The sequence below is a fragment of the Actinoplanes awajinensis subsp. mycoplanecinus genome, from assembly GCF_001509495.1.
Lineage (GTDB): Bacteria > Actinomycetota > Actinomycetes > Mycobacteriales > Micromonosporaceae > Actinoplanes > Actinoplanes palleronii.
In genome coordinates this window covers 1-16289 of record NZ_LLZH01000314.1, presented here as the reverse complement: position 1 = coordinate 16289, position 16289 = coordinate 1, and the positions used below count along the sequence as shown (strand labels likewise).

The 16289-nt window shown below is 69.5% G+C and carries 14 protein-coding genes; 9 read left to right on the top strand and 5 right to left on the bottom strand.

The window, feature by feature from the left end:
* Positions 1 to 21 precede the first annotated feature (21 nt).
* The 7 genes from ADL15_RS40755 to ADL15_RS40725 all read left to right on the top strand — a co-directional run bounded on the left by ADL15_RS40755 (position 22) and on the right by ADL15_RS40725 (position 9259).
* Complete coding sequence (locus ADL15_RS40755) at positions 22 to 1767, top strand: acyclic terpene utilization AtuA family protein (protein WP_067703603.1); 1746 nt, start codon at positions 22 to 24, stop codon at positions 1765 to 1767.
* Positions 1764 to 3338 carry an acyl-CoA carboxylase subunit beta gene (locus ADL15_RS40750; protein WP_067703600.1) on the top strand — a complete coding sequence of 525 codons (1575 nt, stop codon included), beginning with the start codon at positions 1764 to 1766 and terminating at the stop codon, positions 3336 to 3338. The genes ADL15_RS40755 and ADL15_RS40750 overlap by 4 nt, the downstream gene beginning before the upstream one ends.
* A complete protein-coding gene (locus ADL15_RS40745) occupies positions 3338 to 5227 on the top strand; it encodes an acetyl/propionyl/methylcrotonyl-CoA carboxylase subunit alpha (protein ID WP_067703710.1) in 1890 nt (629 codons plus the stop codon). The genes ADL15_RS40750 and ADL15_RS40745 overlap by 1 nt, the downstream gene beginning before the upstream one ends.
* On the top strand, positions 5224 to 6366 hold the full coding sequence (locus tag ADL15_RS40740) for an acyl-CoA dehydrogenase family protein (RefSeq protein ID WP_067703597.1): 1143 nt from the start codon (positions 5224 to 5226) through the stop codon (positions 6364 to 6366). Before ADL15_RS40745 ends, ADL15_RS40740 begins: the two co-directional genes overlap by 4 nt.
* Before the next feature lie 54 nt (positions 6367 to 6420).
* On the top strand, positions 6421 to 7374 hold the full coding sequence (locus ADL15_RS40735; RefSeq protein WP_067703595.1) for a hypothetical protein: 954 nt from the start codon (positions 6421 to 6423) through the stop codon (positions 7372 to 7374).
* Positions 7375 to 7517: 143 nt separating this feature from the next.
* The gene (locus ADL15_RS40730; protein WP_067703592.1) at positions 7518 to 7928 is read left to right on the top strand and encodes a VOC family protein; all 411 of its coding nucleotides are present in this window, start codon (positions 7518 to 7520) and stop codon (positions 7926 to 7928) included.
* Positions 7929 to 8056: 128 nt separating this feature from the next.
* Positions 8057 to 9259, top strand: coding sequence for a hypothetical protein (locus ADL15_RS40725; protein WP_157441929.1), 1203 nt, complete (start codon positions 8057 to 8059; stop codon positions 9257 to 9259).
* Positions 9260 to 9273: 14 nt separating this feature from the next.
* On the opposite strand, the gene ADL15_RS40720 is transcribed toward ADL15_RS40725, so the two are convergent.
* Positions 9274 to 10098, bottom strand: coding sequence for an oxidoreductase (locus tag ADL15_RS40720; RefSeq protein WP_067703585.1), 825 nt, complete (start codon positions 10096 to 10098; stop codon positions 9274 to 9276).
* 87 nt (positions 10099 to 10185) lie between these two features.
* Between ADL15_RS40720 and ADL15_RS40715 the strand changes: the two genes are divergently transcribed.
* Entirely contained in the window at positions 10186 to 11010 is an 825-nt protein-coding gene (locus ADL15_RS40715; RefSeq protein WP_394326980.1) for a helix-turn-helix transcriptional regulator, read from the top strand.
* 112 nt (positions 11011 to 11122) lie between these two features.
* Here ADL15_RS40715 and ADL15_RS40710 read toward each other — a convergent pair whose 3' ends face one another.
* Positions 11123 to 11587: a DUF4262 domain-containing protein gene (locus tag ADL15_RS40710; protein WP_232344862.1), complete on the bottom strand. Its 465-nt coding sequence runs from the start codon at positions 11585 to 11587 to the stop codon at positions 11123 to 11125.
* A 159-nt stretch (positions 11588 to 11746) separates the two neighbouring features.
* Here ADL15_RS40710 and ADL15_RS40705 point away from each other — a divergent pair, with 159 nt between their 5' ends.
* Positions 11747 to 12619 (top strand): hypothetical protein, encoded by an 873-nt coding sequence (locus tag ADL15_RS40705; protein WP_157441928.1) that lies wholly within the window; start codon positions 11747 to 11749, stop codon positions 12617 to 12619.
* A 1565-nt stretch (positions 12620 to 14184) separates the two neighbouring features.
* Here ADL15_RS40705 and ADL15_RS40700 read toward each other — a convergent pair.
* From ADL15_RS40700 to ADL15_RS40690, 3 genes are read right to left on the bottom strand one after another with little or no spacing between them, the layout of a single operon-like run.
* Entirely contained in the window at positions 14185 to 14406 is a 222-nt protein-coding gene (locus ADL15_RS40700; protein ID WP_157441927.1) for a hypothetical protein, read from the bottom strand.
* Positions 14403 to 15296, bottom strand: coding sequence for a hypothetical protein (locus ADL15_RS53600; RefSeq protein WP_157441926.1), 894 nt, complete (start codon positions 15294 to 15296; stop codon positions 14403 to 14405). The genes ADL15_RS40700 and ADL15_RS53600 overlap by 4 nt, the downstream gene beginning before the upstream one ends.
* Before the next feature lie 27 nt (positions 15297 to 15323).
* Positions 15324 to 16070 carry a hypothetical protein gene (locus ADL15_RS40690; protein WP_157441925.1) on the bottom strand — a complete coding sequence of 249 codons (747 nt, stop codon included), beginning with the start codon at positions 16068 to 16070 and terminating at the stop codon, positions 15324 to 15326.
* Between the last annotated feature and the right edge of the window lie 219 nt (positions 16071 to 16289).

The window sequence follows — 16289 nt, the reverse complement described above, 5'->3', positions numbered from 1 at the left end:
GACAAAGGGGGAGCGGGCGAAGTGCGAACGATCCGCGTCGGCAACTGCTCCGGGTTCTACGGCGACCGGCTCTCCGCGATGCGCGAGATGCTCGAGGGCGGCCCGCTCGACTACCTCACCGGCGACTACCTGGCCGAGTTGACCATGCTCATTCTCGGTCGCGACCGCCGGAAGAATCCCGACCTCGGCTACGCCAAGACGTTCCTGCGCCAGCTCACCGACTGCCTCGCCCTCGCCCGGTCGCAGGGTGTCCGGATCGTGAGCAACGCCGGCGGTCTCAACCCGGCCGGCCTGGCCGCCGCCATCCGCAGGCTGGACCCCGACGTCACGGTGGCGCACGTCGAAGGTGACGACCTCGCCTGGCCGGGGGCGCTGACCGCCAATGCCTACCTCGGCGCGTTCGGTATCGCGGCAGCGCTGACGAACGGTGCCGACATCGTGGTCACCGGCCGGGTCACCGACGCCTCGCTCACCCTCGGCCCGGCCATCGCCGAGTTCGGCTGGACCCGCGCCGACCTGCACGAACTCGCCGCCGGGATCGTCGCCGGCCACGTCCTGGAGTGCGGCACCCAGGCCACCGGCGGCAACTTCGCCGGCTTCACCACGATCGAAACCGGTCGCCCGCTCGGCTTCCCGATCGCCGAGCTGAGCGCCGACGGCACCGTAGTGATCACCAAGCACCCGCACACCGGCGGCGCGGTCACCATCGACACGGTCACCGCCCAGCTGATCTACGAGATCGACACGCCCCGCTATCTCAACCCCGACGTCGTCACCCGCCTCGACACGGTCCAGCTCGTCCAAAAAAATCAAGATCAAGTCAAGATCTCCGGGGTACGAGGTGAAGCCCCACCCGCCACCACCAAGATCGGAATCAACCGCCTCGGCGGGTATCGCAACGCCGTCTCCTTCGTCCTGACCGGCCTGGACATCGAGGCGAAGGCCGCCTGGGTCCGCGCCCAGCTCGAATCCGCCCTGGTGAAGCACCCGGCCGAGATCACCTGGGAGCTCTCCCGCACGGACCGCCCCGACCCGGCCACCCAGGCCGAGGCGTCCGCGTTGCTCCGCTGCCACGTCAAGGACCCGGACCCGGACGTGGTGGGCCGCGCCTTCAGCAGCGCCGCGGTCGAGCTGGCCCTCGCGTCGTATCCGGGCTTCCACGCGACCTCACCCCCCACGGAGTCCACCCCGTTCGGCGTCTTCGAAGCCGCCTACCTCCCGCAGTCCGAAGTCCCCCACACCGTCGTCCTCCCCGACGGCGCCCACATCAACATCTCCGCCCCGCCCTCAGCTGGCGCTGGCGGCTCCCTCCCGGCGCCGGAGGCAGCCGTGAACGCCAGCCACGGTTCGGACCGTGGCGCGGTGCGGGCCCCGGCTGGTCCTCAGGGGTCTCTCCCGGCGGGTGAGGCACCTCTGACAGCCAGCCGGGTGGCGTTGGGGCGGCTGGTCTATGCACGGTCGGGGGACAAGGGCGGGGCGGCGAACATCGGTGTGTGGATCCCGGCCGGACATCCGCGTAGACAGGACGCCTACGACTGGCTGGCCGGGTGGCTCGACGCCGGCCGGGTGCGGACACTGCTGCCCGAGGCGGAGGGACTCGACGTGACCGTGCACGCCCTGCCGAACCTGGCCGCGCTCAACATCGTCATCGACCGGCTGCTCGGCGACGGGGTCGCCGCGTCCACCCGTTCCGACCCGCAGGCCAAAGCGCTCGGCGAGTGGCTGCGCGCCCGGCACGCCGACATTCCCACGGAGCTGCTGACATGACCCTTTCCCCGGCGTACGAGGAAAATCGGGAAGCGATGCTGGAGCGGGTCGCGGACCTTGCGGCGCAGCAGGAAAAGGCCCTCGCCGGAGGCGGGCCGAAGGCCGTCGACCGGCACCATCGGCGCGGCAAGATGACCGCTCGTGAACGCATCGAGCTGCTGATAGATCCGGACTCGGCGTTCCTGGAGCTGAGCACGCTTGCCGGGTGGGGCACCGACTTCACGGTGGGCGGCTCGGTGGTCACCGGCGTCGGCGTGGTCGAGGGCGTCGAATGCATGATCATCGCTAACGACCCGACCGTCCGGGGCGGGTCCAGCAATCCGATCACGTTGAAGAAGAGCTTCCGGGCCGCGCAGATCGCCGCCGAGAACCGCCTGCCGACGATCAACCTGGTCGAGTCCGGCGGCGCCGACCTGCCCACCCAGAAGGACATCTTCATCCCGGGTGGCCAGCACTTCCGTGGTCTGACCGAGGCCAGCGCCGATCGACGGCCAACGATCGCGCTGGTGTTCGGCAACTCCACCGCCGGTGGCGCCTACGTGCCCGGGATGAGCGACTACGTGGTGATGGTCGACGGCGGCGCGAAGGTGTTCCTCGGCGGGCCGCCGCTGGTCAAGATGGCCACCGGCGAGGAGTCCGACGACGAGTCGCTGGGTGGCGCCGCGATGCACGCGCGGACCTCGGGGCTGGCCGACTATCTGGCCGCGGACGAGCAGGACGCGATCCGGATCGGACGGCAGATCGTCCGCCGGCTCAACTGGCGCAAGCTCGGCCCGTCGCCGTTGACCGATTACGCCGATCCGGTCGAGGATCCCGAGGAGCTGCTCGGGGTGGTGCCGACCGACCTGAAGATCCCGTTCGACCCGCGTGCGGTGATCCGGCGGATCGTGGACGGCAGTGAGTTCGACGAGTTCAAGCCGCTCTACGGGACCAGCCTGGTGACCGGGTGGGCGCGGCTGCACGGCTATCCGATCGGGATCCTCGCGAACGCGCAGGGTGTGCTGTTCAGCGAGGAGGCGCAGAAGGCGGCCCAGTTCATCCAGCTGGCCAACCAGGCCGACACGCCGCTGCTGTTCCTGCACAACACGACCGGTTACATGGTCGGCAAGGAATACGAGCAGGGCGGGATCATCAAGCACGGCGCCCAGATGATCAACGCGGTGTCCAACTCGCGGGTGCCGCACCTGTCGATCGTGATGGGCGCGTCCTACGGCGCCGGCAACTACGGGATGAGCGGGCGCGCCTACGACCCGCGGTTCATGTTCAGCTGGGTCGGCGCGAAGTCCGCGGTGATGGGCCCCGCGCAGCTGGCCGGCGTGGTGTCCATCGTGTCCCGGCAGGCTGCGGCGGCGGCTGGGCGGCCGTTCGACGAGGAGGCCGACGCTAGGACCCGGGCCGGGATCGAGGCGCAGATCGAACGCGAGTCGCTCGCCTACTTCACCTCCGGGATGCTCTACGACGACGGGGTCATCGACCCGCGCGACACCCGTACCGTGGTGGGTCTTTGTCTTTCCGTCATTCACAACGCGCCCGTGCAGGGCGCCCGCGGCTACGGGGTGTTCCGCCTGTGATGATCCGTAAGCTTCTTGTCGCGAACCGGGGCGAGATCGCCCGCCGGATCTTCCGGACCTGCCGCCGTCTGGGCATTGCGACGGTGGCGGTGTTCACCGCATCCGACGAGCTGGCGCCGCACGTGAGCGAAGCGGACGTCGCGGTCCGCATCGACTCCTATCTGAACGTGGACCAGATCGTCGCGGCAGCCCGGGCCGCGGGCGCGGACGCGATCCACCCCGGTTACGGGTTCCTGTCGGAGAACGCCGGCTTCGCCCGTGGCGTGCTCGGCGCCGGACTGATCTGGATCGGTCCGGCGGCGGACGCGATCGAGGTGATGGGCGACAAGATCCAGGCGAAGAAGGTGGTGTCGGCGGCCGGGGTGCCGGTGCTCGGCGGGGACCAGTCGTTCCCGTTGCTGATCAAGGCGGCGGCCGGGGGTGGCGGTCGTGGCATGCGGGTGGTGACGTCCGCGGACACGCTGCGGTCCGCAATGCTGGCGGCCGAGGCGGAGGCGCAGTCGGCGTTCGGTGACGGCACCGTGTTCACCGAGCCCTATCTGCCGAACGCCCGGCACGTCGAGGTGCAGGTGCTCGGCGACGCCCGGGGCCGGATCTGGATCGTGGGGGATCGGGACTGCTCGGTCCAGCGCCGGCATCAGAAGATCATCGAGGAGGCGCCGGCGCCGGGGCTGACCGATCCGGTCCGGTCCGCGCTGCACCGGCACGCCCGCGCGGCCGCCGAGGCGGTCGACTATCAGGGCGCCGGAACCGTCGAGTTCCTGGTCGACGGCGAGCGGATCTTCTTCCTGGAAATGAACACCCGGCTCCAGGTCGAACACCCGGTCACCGAGGCGGTGACCGGTCTTGACCTGGTCGCCTGGCAACTCGCGATCGCCGAGGGCCGCGAGTTGCCCTCCGCGCCGCCGCCGGTGACCGGCCATGCTATCGAGGTGCGCCTCTACGCCGAGGACCCGGCGCGGGACTTCACCCCGCAGACCGGCCGGATCCGGGCCTTCGACTTCGGGACGGCCCCGGACGTCCGGGTGGACTCGGGCGTCGAGGCGGGCACCGAGGTGGGTATCCACTACGACGCGATGATTTCCAAGATCATTTCTTATGGTACGGACCGGTCCGCCGCGATCCGCCTGCTCGCCGACACCCTCCGGCGCGGGGTGGTGCACGGGGTGACCACGAACCTCGGGCTGCTCCGCGCGATCCTCGCCGACGAGGACTTCGTCGCGGGCCGGGTGGACACCGCGCTGCTGGATCGGCGGCTCACGGCGTGGCTCGGCGCCGGAGAGGACCACGCGGTCCGGAAGGCGGCCCTGGCGGCGGCAGTCGGATCGGCGGTCCGGACTGCGGCGTCCGGAAGTGTTCAGGCGCGGATCCCGGCGGCGTGGCGCAACGTGCCGAGCCGGGAACGGGTGCGGGCCTACCGGTACGGCGGGGCGACCTTCGAGGTCGGCTACCTCAACCGGGGTGGGCGGCTGGAGTCGTCGTGGCTGCCCGGGGTGAGCGTGCTCGCGGTCGACGCGGACCGGGTCGTGCTGGACGATCACGGGGTGCGCGAGTCGTACCGGGTGACCGTGGTCGGCGACGGGGCCGACGTGCACGGGCCGGACGGGGCATATGACTTCGAGGGCGTGCCGGTCTTCACCGACCCGGCGGCGAACGTGGCGGCCGGCTCGCTGCTCGCGTCGACGCCGGGGTTGGTCGTGGCGGTGCACGTGGCCGAAGGTGATCAGGTCGCGGCCGGTGCGCCGATCGTGGTCCTGGAAGCGATGAAGATGCAGCAGACCTTGGTGGCGCCGGGGGACGGGGTGGTCGGGTCGCTCTCCGCGGTGGTCGGCCGGCAGGTCGCCGCGGGGGACGTGCTCGCCGTGATTTCTTCTGAGGAGTCGACATGACCACTTTTGTGGAGTCCAGCGAGCGCCGGGAACTGCGCGAGGCCGTCGCCCGCCTCGGCCAGAAATACGGCGAGGCCTACTTCTACGCCGCCGCCCGCGAGGGCCGCAAGACCACCGAACTGTGGCAGGAGGCCGCCGCCCTCGGCTACCTCGGCGTGTCCATCCCGGAGCAGTACGGCGGTGGCGGCGGCGAGATCGGCGACCTGGCCGCGGTGCTGGAGGAGCTGGCCACGGCCGGATGTCCGCTACTGCTCATGGTGGTGTCACCGGCCATCGTCGGCACGGTGATCGCCCAGTTCGGCAGCGACGAGCAGAAGCAGCGCTGGCTGCCCGGCCTGGCCGAGGGCACCGCCACGTACGTCTTCGGGATCACCGAGCCGGACGCCGGGTCGAACACCCACCAGATCGCCACGCAGGCGCGCCGGGACGGCGACGAGTGGGTGCTGAACGGTTCGAAGACCTACATCAGCGGCGTCGACGAGGCCTCCCACGTCCTGGTGGTGGCCCGGATCGGCAAGCGCCCGTCGCTGTTCATGGTCCCGGTCGGCACACCCGGCTTCACCTTCCGCAAGATCGACATGGGGCTGGTCGCGCCGGAGGACCAGTTCACGCTGTTCCTCGACGACGTACGGCTGCCCGCCGACGCCCTGATCGGCAGCGAAGAGGCCGGTTTTGATCAGCTTTTCGCCGGGCTGAACCCGGAGCGCATCATGGCCGCCTCGTCGGCGACCGGGATGGCGCGGTGGGCGCTGCGCAAGGCCGTCGGGTACGCCGGCGAGCGCGAGGTGTGGGGCGTCCCGATCGGCGCGCACCAGGCGATCAGCCACCCGCTCGCCAAGCTGCACGTGGAGATCGAGGCCGCCCGGCTGCTCACCCAGAAGGCGGCCGCGCTGCACTCCGCGGGGCACCTGAAGGCCGCCGGTGAAGCCGCGAACATGGCGAAATATGCGGCCGGCGAGGCGGTCTGCGCCGCCGTCGACCAGGCGATCCAGACCCACGGCGGCAACGGCCTCGCCACCGAGTACGGACTGGTCCAGGCCCTGGCCACGTCGCGGCTGACCCGGATGGCGCCGGTCAGCCGGGAAATGGCGCTCAACTTCGTGGCCCAGTTCTCGCTGGGGCTGCCCCGCTCGTACTGAGTGGCCGAGTTCTCGCTCGGCCTCGCCCGCTGCCACGGAGACTATGCTCCGCGAGTGATTCAGGAACTGATCAGTAGAGCCGCCGGCGATGACGACGACGCGATCGAGGAGCTGATCAGAATCGCCGATGCGGAGCCGGCCCTGCTGACTCCGCACCTGGGCGCCCTGCTCGACGCGGACGTGCTGTGGCCCGCGACGCTCTACCGCACGGCCGGCCCCGACGTGGTCACCCGGCTCGTCGAGATGGTCGACAGCGGACAGCGGACGAGTGACCTCAACCGGCTGTTCCTCATCGTGGCGCACAGCGAGGACCCGCTCGCCGAGGCCGCGATGCGCCGGTGGGAGACGCAGCCGCCGTCCGGCACCGACAAACTGCACGTCAAGCCCTTGATCTACGCCCTGCAGAGTGGCTGGACCCTCAACCCGGACGGCAGCCGCCGCGACCTGTGCGGCACCGCGGCGTACACCTGGACGCTGCGCGAGACGCCCCCGCGACCGGACCAGCCGACCTGCCCCTGGTGCACATCGCCACTGTGGACCGCCGCTGACCTCGACACCACCGAACCCGCCGTCGCCGCCGCGCTGGCGCACACCGGCTGGACCGGCCGCCTGATGTTCCGTAGTTGCTGCTTCTGCGCCTGCTACGCGACCATTTTCAGTCAGGTCACCCCGGACGGTGCCAGCACCTGGTGGCCCGGCAACACCGTCCCGGACTACCTGCCGCAAAGCTCCGGCCCGGAGGACCCGCCCACGCGACAGGCGGTGACTGGTGCGATCCGGTCAACCGCCCACCAGGCCAGCGCCTGGAATGAGGGCGGCTCCACCTTGGGCGGCCACCCGCAGTGGATCCAGGACGCGGAACATCCGGTGTGCCCGGGTTGCGCCCAGCCGATGGACTACGTCGGCCTGATCGGCGGCGCCGACCTCGACGAATACGGCGAAGGCGCCTACTACCTGCACGTCCACCAGCCCTGCGGCTTCACCGCCGTCAACTACCAACAGAGCTGACCCCGCACCAACGCCGGGCCGCAGCGCGCCTCCCGCTCACCGGCTGGCTCCCAGGGGTGTCTACACCTGCCGGAGGCACCCCTGAGGGCCAGCCCGCGTTGCGGTGCGCGTCGGCCCATGCGATCTTGTGTCAAGATCGTCGGATGTTGCGACTCACCGATTTCATCATCGACTGCCCGGACACGATGAAGCTGGCAGCGTTCTACGCCGAGGTGACGGGTCACCCGGTCAAGCCGGACAGCACCGCGGACTGGGCCGGTATCAAGTTCGGCGACATCGAGCTGGCCTTCACCCGGGTGGAGGACTACCGCGCCCCGCAGTGGCCCCGCAGCGAGCACCCCAAGCAGTTCCACCTCGACTTCGAAGTCGACGACATCGAGGCAGAACAGAGCCGCGTCCTGGCCCTCGGCGCGACCCTGCAACGGGACGTGACCGGCCCGGAGGGTTACGGCTTCCGCGTTTACACCGACCCCGTCGGCCACCCCTTCTGCCTCTGCCGCAACAAGGGCGTCACCTGGACCGACCAGGGCCCCGTCTGGCCGAAGCGCGACTGATCCCACGACATCCCGCACGTCTGCCGGCCAGCAACGCCGGCACCTGCCCACGAAGATGAGGCGAGGGCTGGGCCTGTCGATCGTCACCTGCCGGTATCGCGCAAGGCCGGTGCCCTACCCTTCCGGCGGTGACTATGGACGCGGAGACCGGAATCGATCAGATCGCCTGGGACCGGCTGGGTCATGCGTACGGGTCGGCGGCCGACACCCCGGAACACCTCCGGGGACTGCTCGCCGCCGACCTGCCGACCCGCGCGTCCGCGCTGATCCATCTGTGGAACAGCGTGGTGCATCAGGAGACCCTATCCACGGCCGCGGGTCCCGTGGTCGCCGTGCTCGCGCAGATGCTGTCCGATCCTCGGCTGGACGCGCCGGAGCCCACGCCGCTGGTGCCGGTGGCCGATGCCGGGCCCGGTGAGCAATCGATGCGGGTGGGATTGCTCACCTACCTCGGGCACATCGCGGCGTGGGCGGCTCAGGCGCAAGCCGAGCCGAACGCCGTCATCGGCGTCCGGCGCGACGACCCTGAACTGGCGTCGTTCGACCTGATCTGGGAGTTCGCCGACGATCCGGAGCACGTCGCAGTGGGACGGACCGGCTCCGGTTGCGCCCGCCGGGCCGGCGTCGTCCTGCCGTTGCTGGTGCCGTGGCTGCAGGCAGCCGACTCCGCCGAGCGCCGCGAGGCGTTGCACGCCACGGCCTGCTGGGCCGGACTCGCCGGCACCGACACACCCCTGCCACCGGCGGCGTTGGCCGCGTTGCATGCCGTCGCCAGGGACGAGACCGCCAGACTCGCGACCCGGATCGACTGTGTCCTCGGGCTGGCCGCGGGCACGGACACCAGCGACCTGCTGACCGACGGCTCGGCGGTGATCCGCGCCTGCGCCGCGTTGTCGCCCGCGGCGTCGGGTAACCCGCACACCCTGCGGGTCATCACCGAGACGCTGACGAGCGCGACCGACTGTGACGACTTGATCCCCGACCGGCCGCCGGTTCCGTTCGGCGCGAACATGCTCAGGATCCGGCTGGTGCAGGCCGCGATCCGATGCGCCGACAGCTTCGCATCCCTGCTTCCGGTTGCGGTGAGTGTCGCCGCCACCGCATCGGCCGGGGCGGTCGACCAGACGTGGGGACCGCTGCTGGAGGCCGGCTTTCCCCAGCCCAGAAGAGAGGGGCAGCCCTTGACCGACGCCCAGCGCGCCTACCTGCTGGCGCTGGCGGCGAATGCCGCTCTCTGGCACGGCGACTGGCGCGGCCGGGACGACCAGCTGCGTCGGCTCGGGCTGCCGGCGGACCAGGCCTCGCTGCGATCCTTGGCCACCGACGGTTAGGCCGGCCGAGGTCCTCAGATCTGGTCCAGCCGGGCGACCGCGTCAGCGGGCAGTTTCAGGTCGGTCGCGGCGACGTTCTCCCGCAGGTGCGCGACCGACGAGGTACCCGGGATCACCAGGATGTTGGAGGAGCGCTGCAGCAGCCAGGCCAGCGCGGTCTGCTGCGCCGTCGCCCCCAGCGAGGCGGCCACCTCGTCGAGCACCTCGGACTGCAGCGGGTTGAAGCCGCCGAGCGGGAAGAACGGCACGTACCCGATGCCGTCGGCGGCGAGCGCCTCGATCAGGGCGTCGTCGCCGCGCAGCGCGAGGTTGTACATGTTCTGCACGAAGACCACCGGCGCGATGGTGCGGGCCTCGGCGACCTGCTCGGCGGTCACGTTCGACAGGCCGAGGTGCCGGACCAGGCCCTCGGCGACCAGACCGGCCAGCACGCCGAAGCTGTCGGCCACCGATCCCGGTCCGGCCACCCGCAGGTTGACCGCGTCCAGAGTGTCCAGGCCGAGGCGTTGCAGGTTGGCGAGCACCTGGTCGCGCAGGTCATCCGGGGAGGGGTCCCAGCTGCCGCCCGGCCCGCGGCGGAAGCCGACCTTCGTCACGATGCGAAGACTTTCCGGGTACGGATGGAGCGCCTCCCGGATGATCTCGTTGGTGGTGAACGGCCCGTAGTAGTCGCTGGTGTCCACGTGGGTGATGCCCAGCTCGACAGCGGTGCGCAGGACTCGTACGGCTTCAGCGCGGTCGCGGGGCGGGCCCCAGGCGTTCGGGCCGGCCAGCTGCATCGCGCCGTAGCCCATCCGGCCGAGCGTCAGGCCGGGAGCGAGGGTGAGGGTGTCGGTCATGCCTTCGATCATGTGCCTCGGCCGGGCACGGCGGGAGTTACAACTCGTACCACCCAGCCCGTCGCGCGACGGGGCAGGATGGCAGGCGTGAACTCCCTCGGCGACGCGCTCCGCGCCTGGCGCAACCGGTTGGACCCGGCCACCGTCGGGATCCCGCAGAACGTCCCGCGCCGGGTGCCCGGCCTGCGTCGCGGCGAGCTGGCCGCACTGGCCGGCATCTCCGTCGAGTACGTGGTCCGGCTCGAGCAGGGCCGCGCCCCGACTCCGTCGGCGCAGGTCTGCCTGGCGCTGGCCCGCGCGTTGCAGCTGACCGGTGACGAGGCCGACCACCTGCTGCGTCTGGCCGGTCACGCGGCCGGCCCGGGCCGCATCCCGCGGCTGATCCCGCCCAGCCTGCACCGGATCATGCAACGGCTGACCGAGCACCCCGTCGCGGTGTTCGACGCGGTCTGGGACCTGCTGCACTGGAACCCGCTCTGGTCGGCCACCTTCGGCGACCCCACCTCCCGCACCGACCGCAACGTGCTGTTCTGGCAGTTCGACGGCAAACCGGGCCGCGCCCGCCAATCCCCGGCCGACCGTGCCGCGTTCGAGGAGTCCCTGGTCGCCGACCTGCACGCCGCGACCGGCCGTTACCCGAGCGACCCGTCGATAGCGGCCGTGCTGGCCCGCCTGCAGCGCAGCGCCCGCTTCCGGGAGCTCTGGGCCCGGCCGTCGGTGGCCCAGCACGAGAGTTCGCACAAGGTCGTCGACCACCCGGACGTGGGCGAGATCCCGCTGGACTGCGACGTGCTGACCACCCAGGGCTCGAACTTCCACGTCGTCGTCTACACGCCGTCGCCGGATACCGACGCCCGAGGCAAACTCGACCTGCTGGCCGCCATCGGCACCCAGCAGATGACCCCGGCCTGAGACCAGAGCCTCCCGGGATCGGCGGGCAGAGCCACGGGACCCGCCACAGCCCGCCTGGACGATCGTCGGCGGTTGAGCCCGCGAGGCGGCGCCCTCACCTGCCGCCGCCCTGTCAGCCGGACGGAGTCGGCCGGCCGAGCACCGGCATGTCATCCAGGTGCGTGCCGGGCTGCCAGGGCCAGCGGAGGTACCGGTCCGGCCAGACGATCTGCAAGGCCTCGACGGCCGAGCCGGTGCCGGCGTAGAACTGCGCGGCAACGGGCAGGTGACGGTCCGGCTCGATCACCGCGACGAACTGAACCGGGTGGCCCTCGAGAACGTCGTCGGCGTGCTGGCCGGCGGTGAAGGTTCGTCGGCCCGCGATGACCTCACCGGCGACGGTGCGCAGGGTGGGCCGGGAAATGTCGGGAGGCAACCCGAACAAGACCATCTCAGGATGCCCGTGCCCAGTGAGGCCGATCGTGTACCAGCACGTCTCCAGCGGAATCGGCTGCGGCACGAACTGCAGATAGACCCCGGAGCGCTCGATGGCCTCGCCGATCTGACCAAGTCCGATCTCCTGCTGTCCAGCCGTCACGGCTTCACCTCCCACCTGTCGCTGCCGGCCTCGGTGTCACTGCTGAAACCAGGCAGGTGCTCCTCGTGCACCAGCGGCGTACCCGGGACCTGAACATCCACACCTCGGCTGTCCAACTCCTGCCACCCCTCGACACACCGACGTCCTGAACTCCCTGACGTGAGTGCGCAATCCATGGCGGCATCAACTCGCTTGCAGACCTCGGGTTCTGGGCAGAAGTTTGCGACGGTGACCGACCACACTGATGCCATGCAACTGCCACCCGGCCTCTCTCCCGCGCACCGCGACCTGCTCGAGGCCGTGGCGCATCGCAACGCAGCGGACTACGGACAGAAACTCTTGGGCCTGGTCTTGTCTGGCTCAGCAGGTAGGGAAATGGCGACGGAGAGGTCCGACCTCGATGTGTTCGTCGTGCTCACCGACACCGGCGGGCGCGGGCCCGAGACGAGCCGTTCCGCGACGCTGGACGAGACCATCCTGGCGATCTCTGATCTTGAGCGGGTGGCGCCGTTCGGAACTGAGGGATGGTGGTACCGCTGGTCGTTCGCTTGGGCACCGACGCTGCTGGACCGCACCGAAGGGCGGTTGGCATCCGCACTTAACCGGCAAGCCACGGTCGATGCCGACGAAGCTGAATCGATCCTCGTTGAGCATGACCGGCTGGACGGCTGGCTCAATTTCGCCTATCGCGCACTGAAGAATGACCGTGACGGACGCACGCTGGAACGACGTCTGGACGCCGCCGAGTCGATGCCATGGCTCCTGGACGTGATCTTCACATTGGAGGGACGGGTGCGTCCGTACCACAAGTATCTTCCCTGGGAGCTCCGCCAGCACCCGCTTACCCACTGGCAGGCCGAGGAACTGCTCGTCTTGCTGACCGCCACCCTGGATGGCGACCCATCAGCGATTCGAGCGGCTTTCGCGTGTATCGAAAAGGCCTGTGCCGCCTTCGACAGCCTGATCCAGGTCCCAGTCCTCACACCTGTCATCGAGAGCTGGGGCGACGAGTTGCAGCTGCTAAGGCATTGAACCCGTACGGCAATGGCGGTTGTGCTCGTAACTCAGCGCTCTACGGCGCGCGATCAATGCTGCTTACTCTTCTGCCGTTGCGACACGAGGTCGCACTTTGCGAGTGGACTCGCAGTTAGGAGGACCGGCGTGATGTCGGTGGTGTAGTCCCGGGCGCGTGCTCGCTGCCTGGCCCCTTCCTTGGCGTGCGTCGCTGGTAACGGCGGGGTGCGAAGCCCGGGGGAAAGCCGAAGGATCTCCGTTCCATCATGGAGGTCACGGGTGAGGGGCAGACCGGACGGGTGAATTGCGTGAACCTTCGTTGAGGCTCCGTGAAAGCGGGGGGAACTCACTCCGCACGATGGGATGTTGAGGCGGGGTGTTGGGACGGGCCGCCGTGAGGCGGCAGGCGCTGGCCGGGCACGGCATTCGGTCAGGAGAGCACCGCTGGTCCCCGGAGTAGAGAGGGCACCCACCCCGGTCGTAACTCGTGAGTGTGGAACGTGGAAACCCCGACGGGGTCCGCCCGCTATTGGTGGGTGGTAAGCCGACCGTGAGGAAGGCCCAACTCCCCGGCGGGAACAGGATGACCCGAGAAGCGAACGCCGGTGGCCGAAAGGCGACAGGAAACCGAGAGCCGAATTGCTGGCCCTTCTACCAGGGGTTCTCGGATAACTGGCTGGATACCGGGCCTGGGTGCCCGGCTGCGACAAGCAGGCTGACGCGGGTCAGGTGAGCCCGTGAAAGAGATGATGACGACGAGGCTGGAACCGTACGAAACCGCCCTCAACTCCCTCGCCCAGCACGCAGGCCTCGCCGCCTGAACACGCCGACCAGCCAACCTGGCCCCCGGGCGCAAAACTTGACTCGATCATGACGACTTCCGTCGTCCAAAGCCCTTAGGAAGACTGGAACCAGACCTGGCTGGCCGTGGCCCTGATAGCAGTCTTCTGTGCACTGTCATCGTCGTTCCGTCAGCGATGCGCGGGGTCGCGACGAAACGGATCGCCGGCGCGGGCAGGTCACGTATCTCGTGCAGGCGTTCGAACGGGGGCCTCCACGACGTGCGGTGATTGTCCGTTGCCAATGAAGCGTGTCTGTGCCACGGAACTCTGTCTCTGAGCACACCGGACGAGTGATGGAGCTACCCAAGACGCCCTGGCGATGGGGGTCGATTGAGCTAGCAGCCCTCACTTGGCGTCGGTGAAGCCCGGCATCGCTACAGCGGGTCGTCGGTCACGGAGATCCGTCCTTGTCCCGGGAATCAGCTGACGGGCCGCTCTCATGCCCCACCGTCGGTTGTGGATGTCGCCGGAGAGGTCGGGCGGCGGAAAATGCCCCGGTTCGGGGTCGTAGTCCGGCGGATCGAACGGCGGCCAGGCGTGCCCCGTCGAGCGCGGGGGCGGCCGGTCGGTCGGTGCCGGCCGCCGGGGAGCCGGTATCGGCTCCGGCTCCACCCGCAGGTGTCTCGGCTGGTATTCGTCGTTGTTTTGACGGTGCCGCTGCGCCGGTGCCGCAGGCAGGGCGGACCGATACTCGGTCAAGGACGGACTTCTTTCTGGGGTTCCCCGTTCGGCGACGCGTGCTCAGGTGTCGGCGTCGGTGGCGGTCGCGGCATCCATGAAACCGCTGCGCAGGCTGCGGGCAACGATGCCCTGCAGGCGCGACTTCTGCTCGTCGTCGAGAGCCCTGCGTAGATACGCCGTATCGGCGGCGGAGGGCTCGCCCTTGTTTGCGAAAGCGGTGCCCGAGGGCAGCGTGCGTCCGCGTTCGGTCATGCGGTCAGCGTAGTTCACCTGCGTTGTCAAGAGGAATCCTTCCATCGATCTACGTGGCGCTCGGACGGCGGCGCAGGGCCGACATGTAGCGGTGCATGCGGTGGGTGCTCTCCACGCTCAGGTAGAACGTCGCCGTGATCGAAGCCGCCGCCAGCAGAAGCCACATCGTGTCGGCGGGCGGCAACCGGAACAGGCCGAGAACCGAGAGACGCACTCGTGGCGTGTGGTGCCAGATCAGCGACTGGACGACGTAGAGCACCGAACTCGTGAAGGAGATCGTCCCGGAGACGACCAGCCCTCCGAACGTGGTCAGTGACGATTGCTGCACCCGCTCGGCGGAGATCCCGACCATGGTAGCGGCGAAGCCCGGCACTGCGAGTAGGAACGCGGCGAAGTCGGTGCCCCGGCTGTCCTGCAGCGCATTTCGGCATGACGAACGCGAACGCCAGCGTCACCAGCGCGCAGATGGCCGAGACGACAAGTGTGCGACGCAGCATGCCGGGCGGGATCTCCTCGAACTCGGCGACGCATTCCAGCTCGAGCGGTTCGGGCAGCCGGTTGAGGCCGCGGGTCTGCAGCCCTGTGTACGAGACGCCGTGGTTGCGGTCGAGACGGATGCCGATCCCGCTACGTACGGCGACCAGCCGGTCGGGCATCGGGCTCAGATAATGGTTGTGCACGAAGTGCGACTCCGGACCGGTGATCCGCAGCTGGTAGATCGGCGCCGAGAACGCGAAGTTGACCGGGATGCGATAGCGATAGGGCGTGATCCCGAACCGGGTCCGCTGCCGGTCGTGCGCGGTGTCGAGACGGTCGTTGACGGTGACGTCGCGATAGGTGACGTAGATTACCTCGGTCCCGCCGGGAGCCTCGATCGCCGAGACGGTGTTGGCCGCGAAGTACGCGCAGAACTCGCGCAACTGCCGGGCGTCCTCACCCGGCTGGGCCTAGGTCATCGGAGGCAGGATCGCGTCGTAGCGCTTCTCGAAATCCCCGGCCGTGATCACGTCGGTGCGGCAGATGAGCGCGACCAGCCGATAGACGACGGCGTTCTGCGCCCGTGTCGGCGCCTCGTCCTTCGGCACGTAGATCATCTGGAAGAGCCCCCGGACCGCCCATGCCAGCAGCCCGTCGGTGACCTGGGGAGGAAGCTGGACCAAGCGGTTGTCGGCGCCGTCGTGGGCCTCGAAGCTCTCCCGCATGACCTCCTTGCGGCGCAGGATGGGCACCACGATCGGCGCCTCGTCGGGCATCGGGGCGCGTGCCCGCTTGCCGAGTCCAAGCAGCGAGACCTCGATCGTCACGTCGTCAAGGAGCAAGTCGCCTCCGACCCGGACGTGCTCGGAGACCCGGGCGATGTGGCCGCCGTCGGTCAGCAGGAAGGTGAAAGTGTCGATGGCGGTCGAGTCCTTGGGGAAGCCCTCGTCGGTCGTGTCCACCTCGTCGACCTGCATCGGCGCATAACGGCTGCGCACCTGCTCGGCCGAGCGGTAGATCTCCTCGGTTGAGGGGCCGCAGCTTTCGGGAAAGACCGGCGTGGTCGTGCCGCGGGCGGCCAGCCGCCGCCGGCGCACCACCGTGCCGAGCCCGGCCGCGGCGAGCATGCCGAGCAGCACGCGTACGGGCGTCCGCGAGCCCTCCGGGAATCGTGCCATAACGTTGTCGAGCAGGGCGCAGGCCACCAGGACGGTCATCGCGAGCACCGCGCAGAGGCGGATCAGCTTTCGTCGCGGCATGGGCTGGGCGTCTCTTTCTCTCGGCTCAGGGCTGCCATTGCAGCACGGCCAGGAGCTGGTGTGCCCTTCCGCGAGCCCCCTGAGCCTCGATCCACCGCTGAATGGTGAGACGGCGGCACCCCGGAAGATAGAAAGTGCCCTCTGGCCTGGGAGGATAGGAGTTCTGACGCTTCTATT

Bases quoted from the DNA above. Each gene is read 5' to 3' on its own strand.
- ADL15_RS40750 (WP_067703600.1), top strand. From the start codon at position 1,764: ATGACCCTTTCCCCGGCGTACGAGGAAAATCGGGAAGCGATGCTGGAG.
- ADL15_RS40745 (WP_067703710.1), top strand. From the start codon at position 3,338: ATGATCCGTAAGCTTCTTGTCGCGAACCGGGGCGAGATCGCCCGCCGG.
- ADL15_RS40740 (WP_067703597.1), top strand. From the start codon at position 5,224: ATGACCACTTTTGTGGAGTCCAGCGAGCGCCGGGAACTGCGCGAGGCC.
- ADL15_RS40730 (WP_067703592.1), top strand. From the start codon at position 7,518: ATGTTGCGACTCACCGATTTCATCATCGACTGCCCGGACACGATGAAG.
- ADL15_RS40720 (WP_067703585.1), bottom strand. From the start codon at position 10,098: ATGACCGACACCCTCACCCTCGCTCCCGGCCTGACGCTCGGCCGGATG.
- ADL15_RS40690 (WP_157441925.1), bottom strand. From the start codon at position 16,070: ATGACCGTCCTGGTGGCCTGCGCCCTGCTCGACAACGTTATGGCACGA.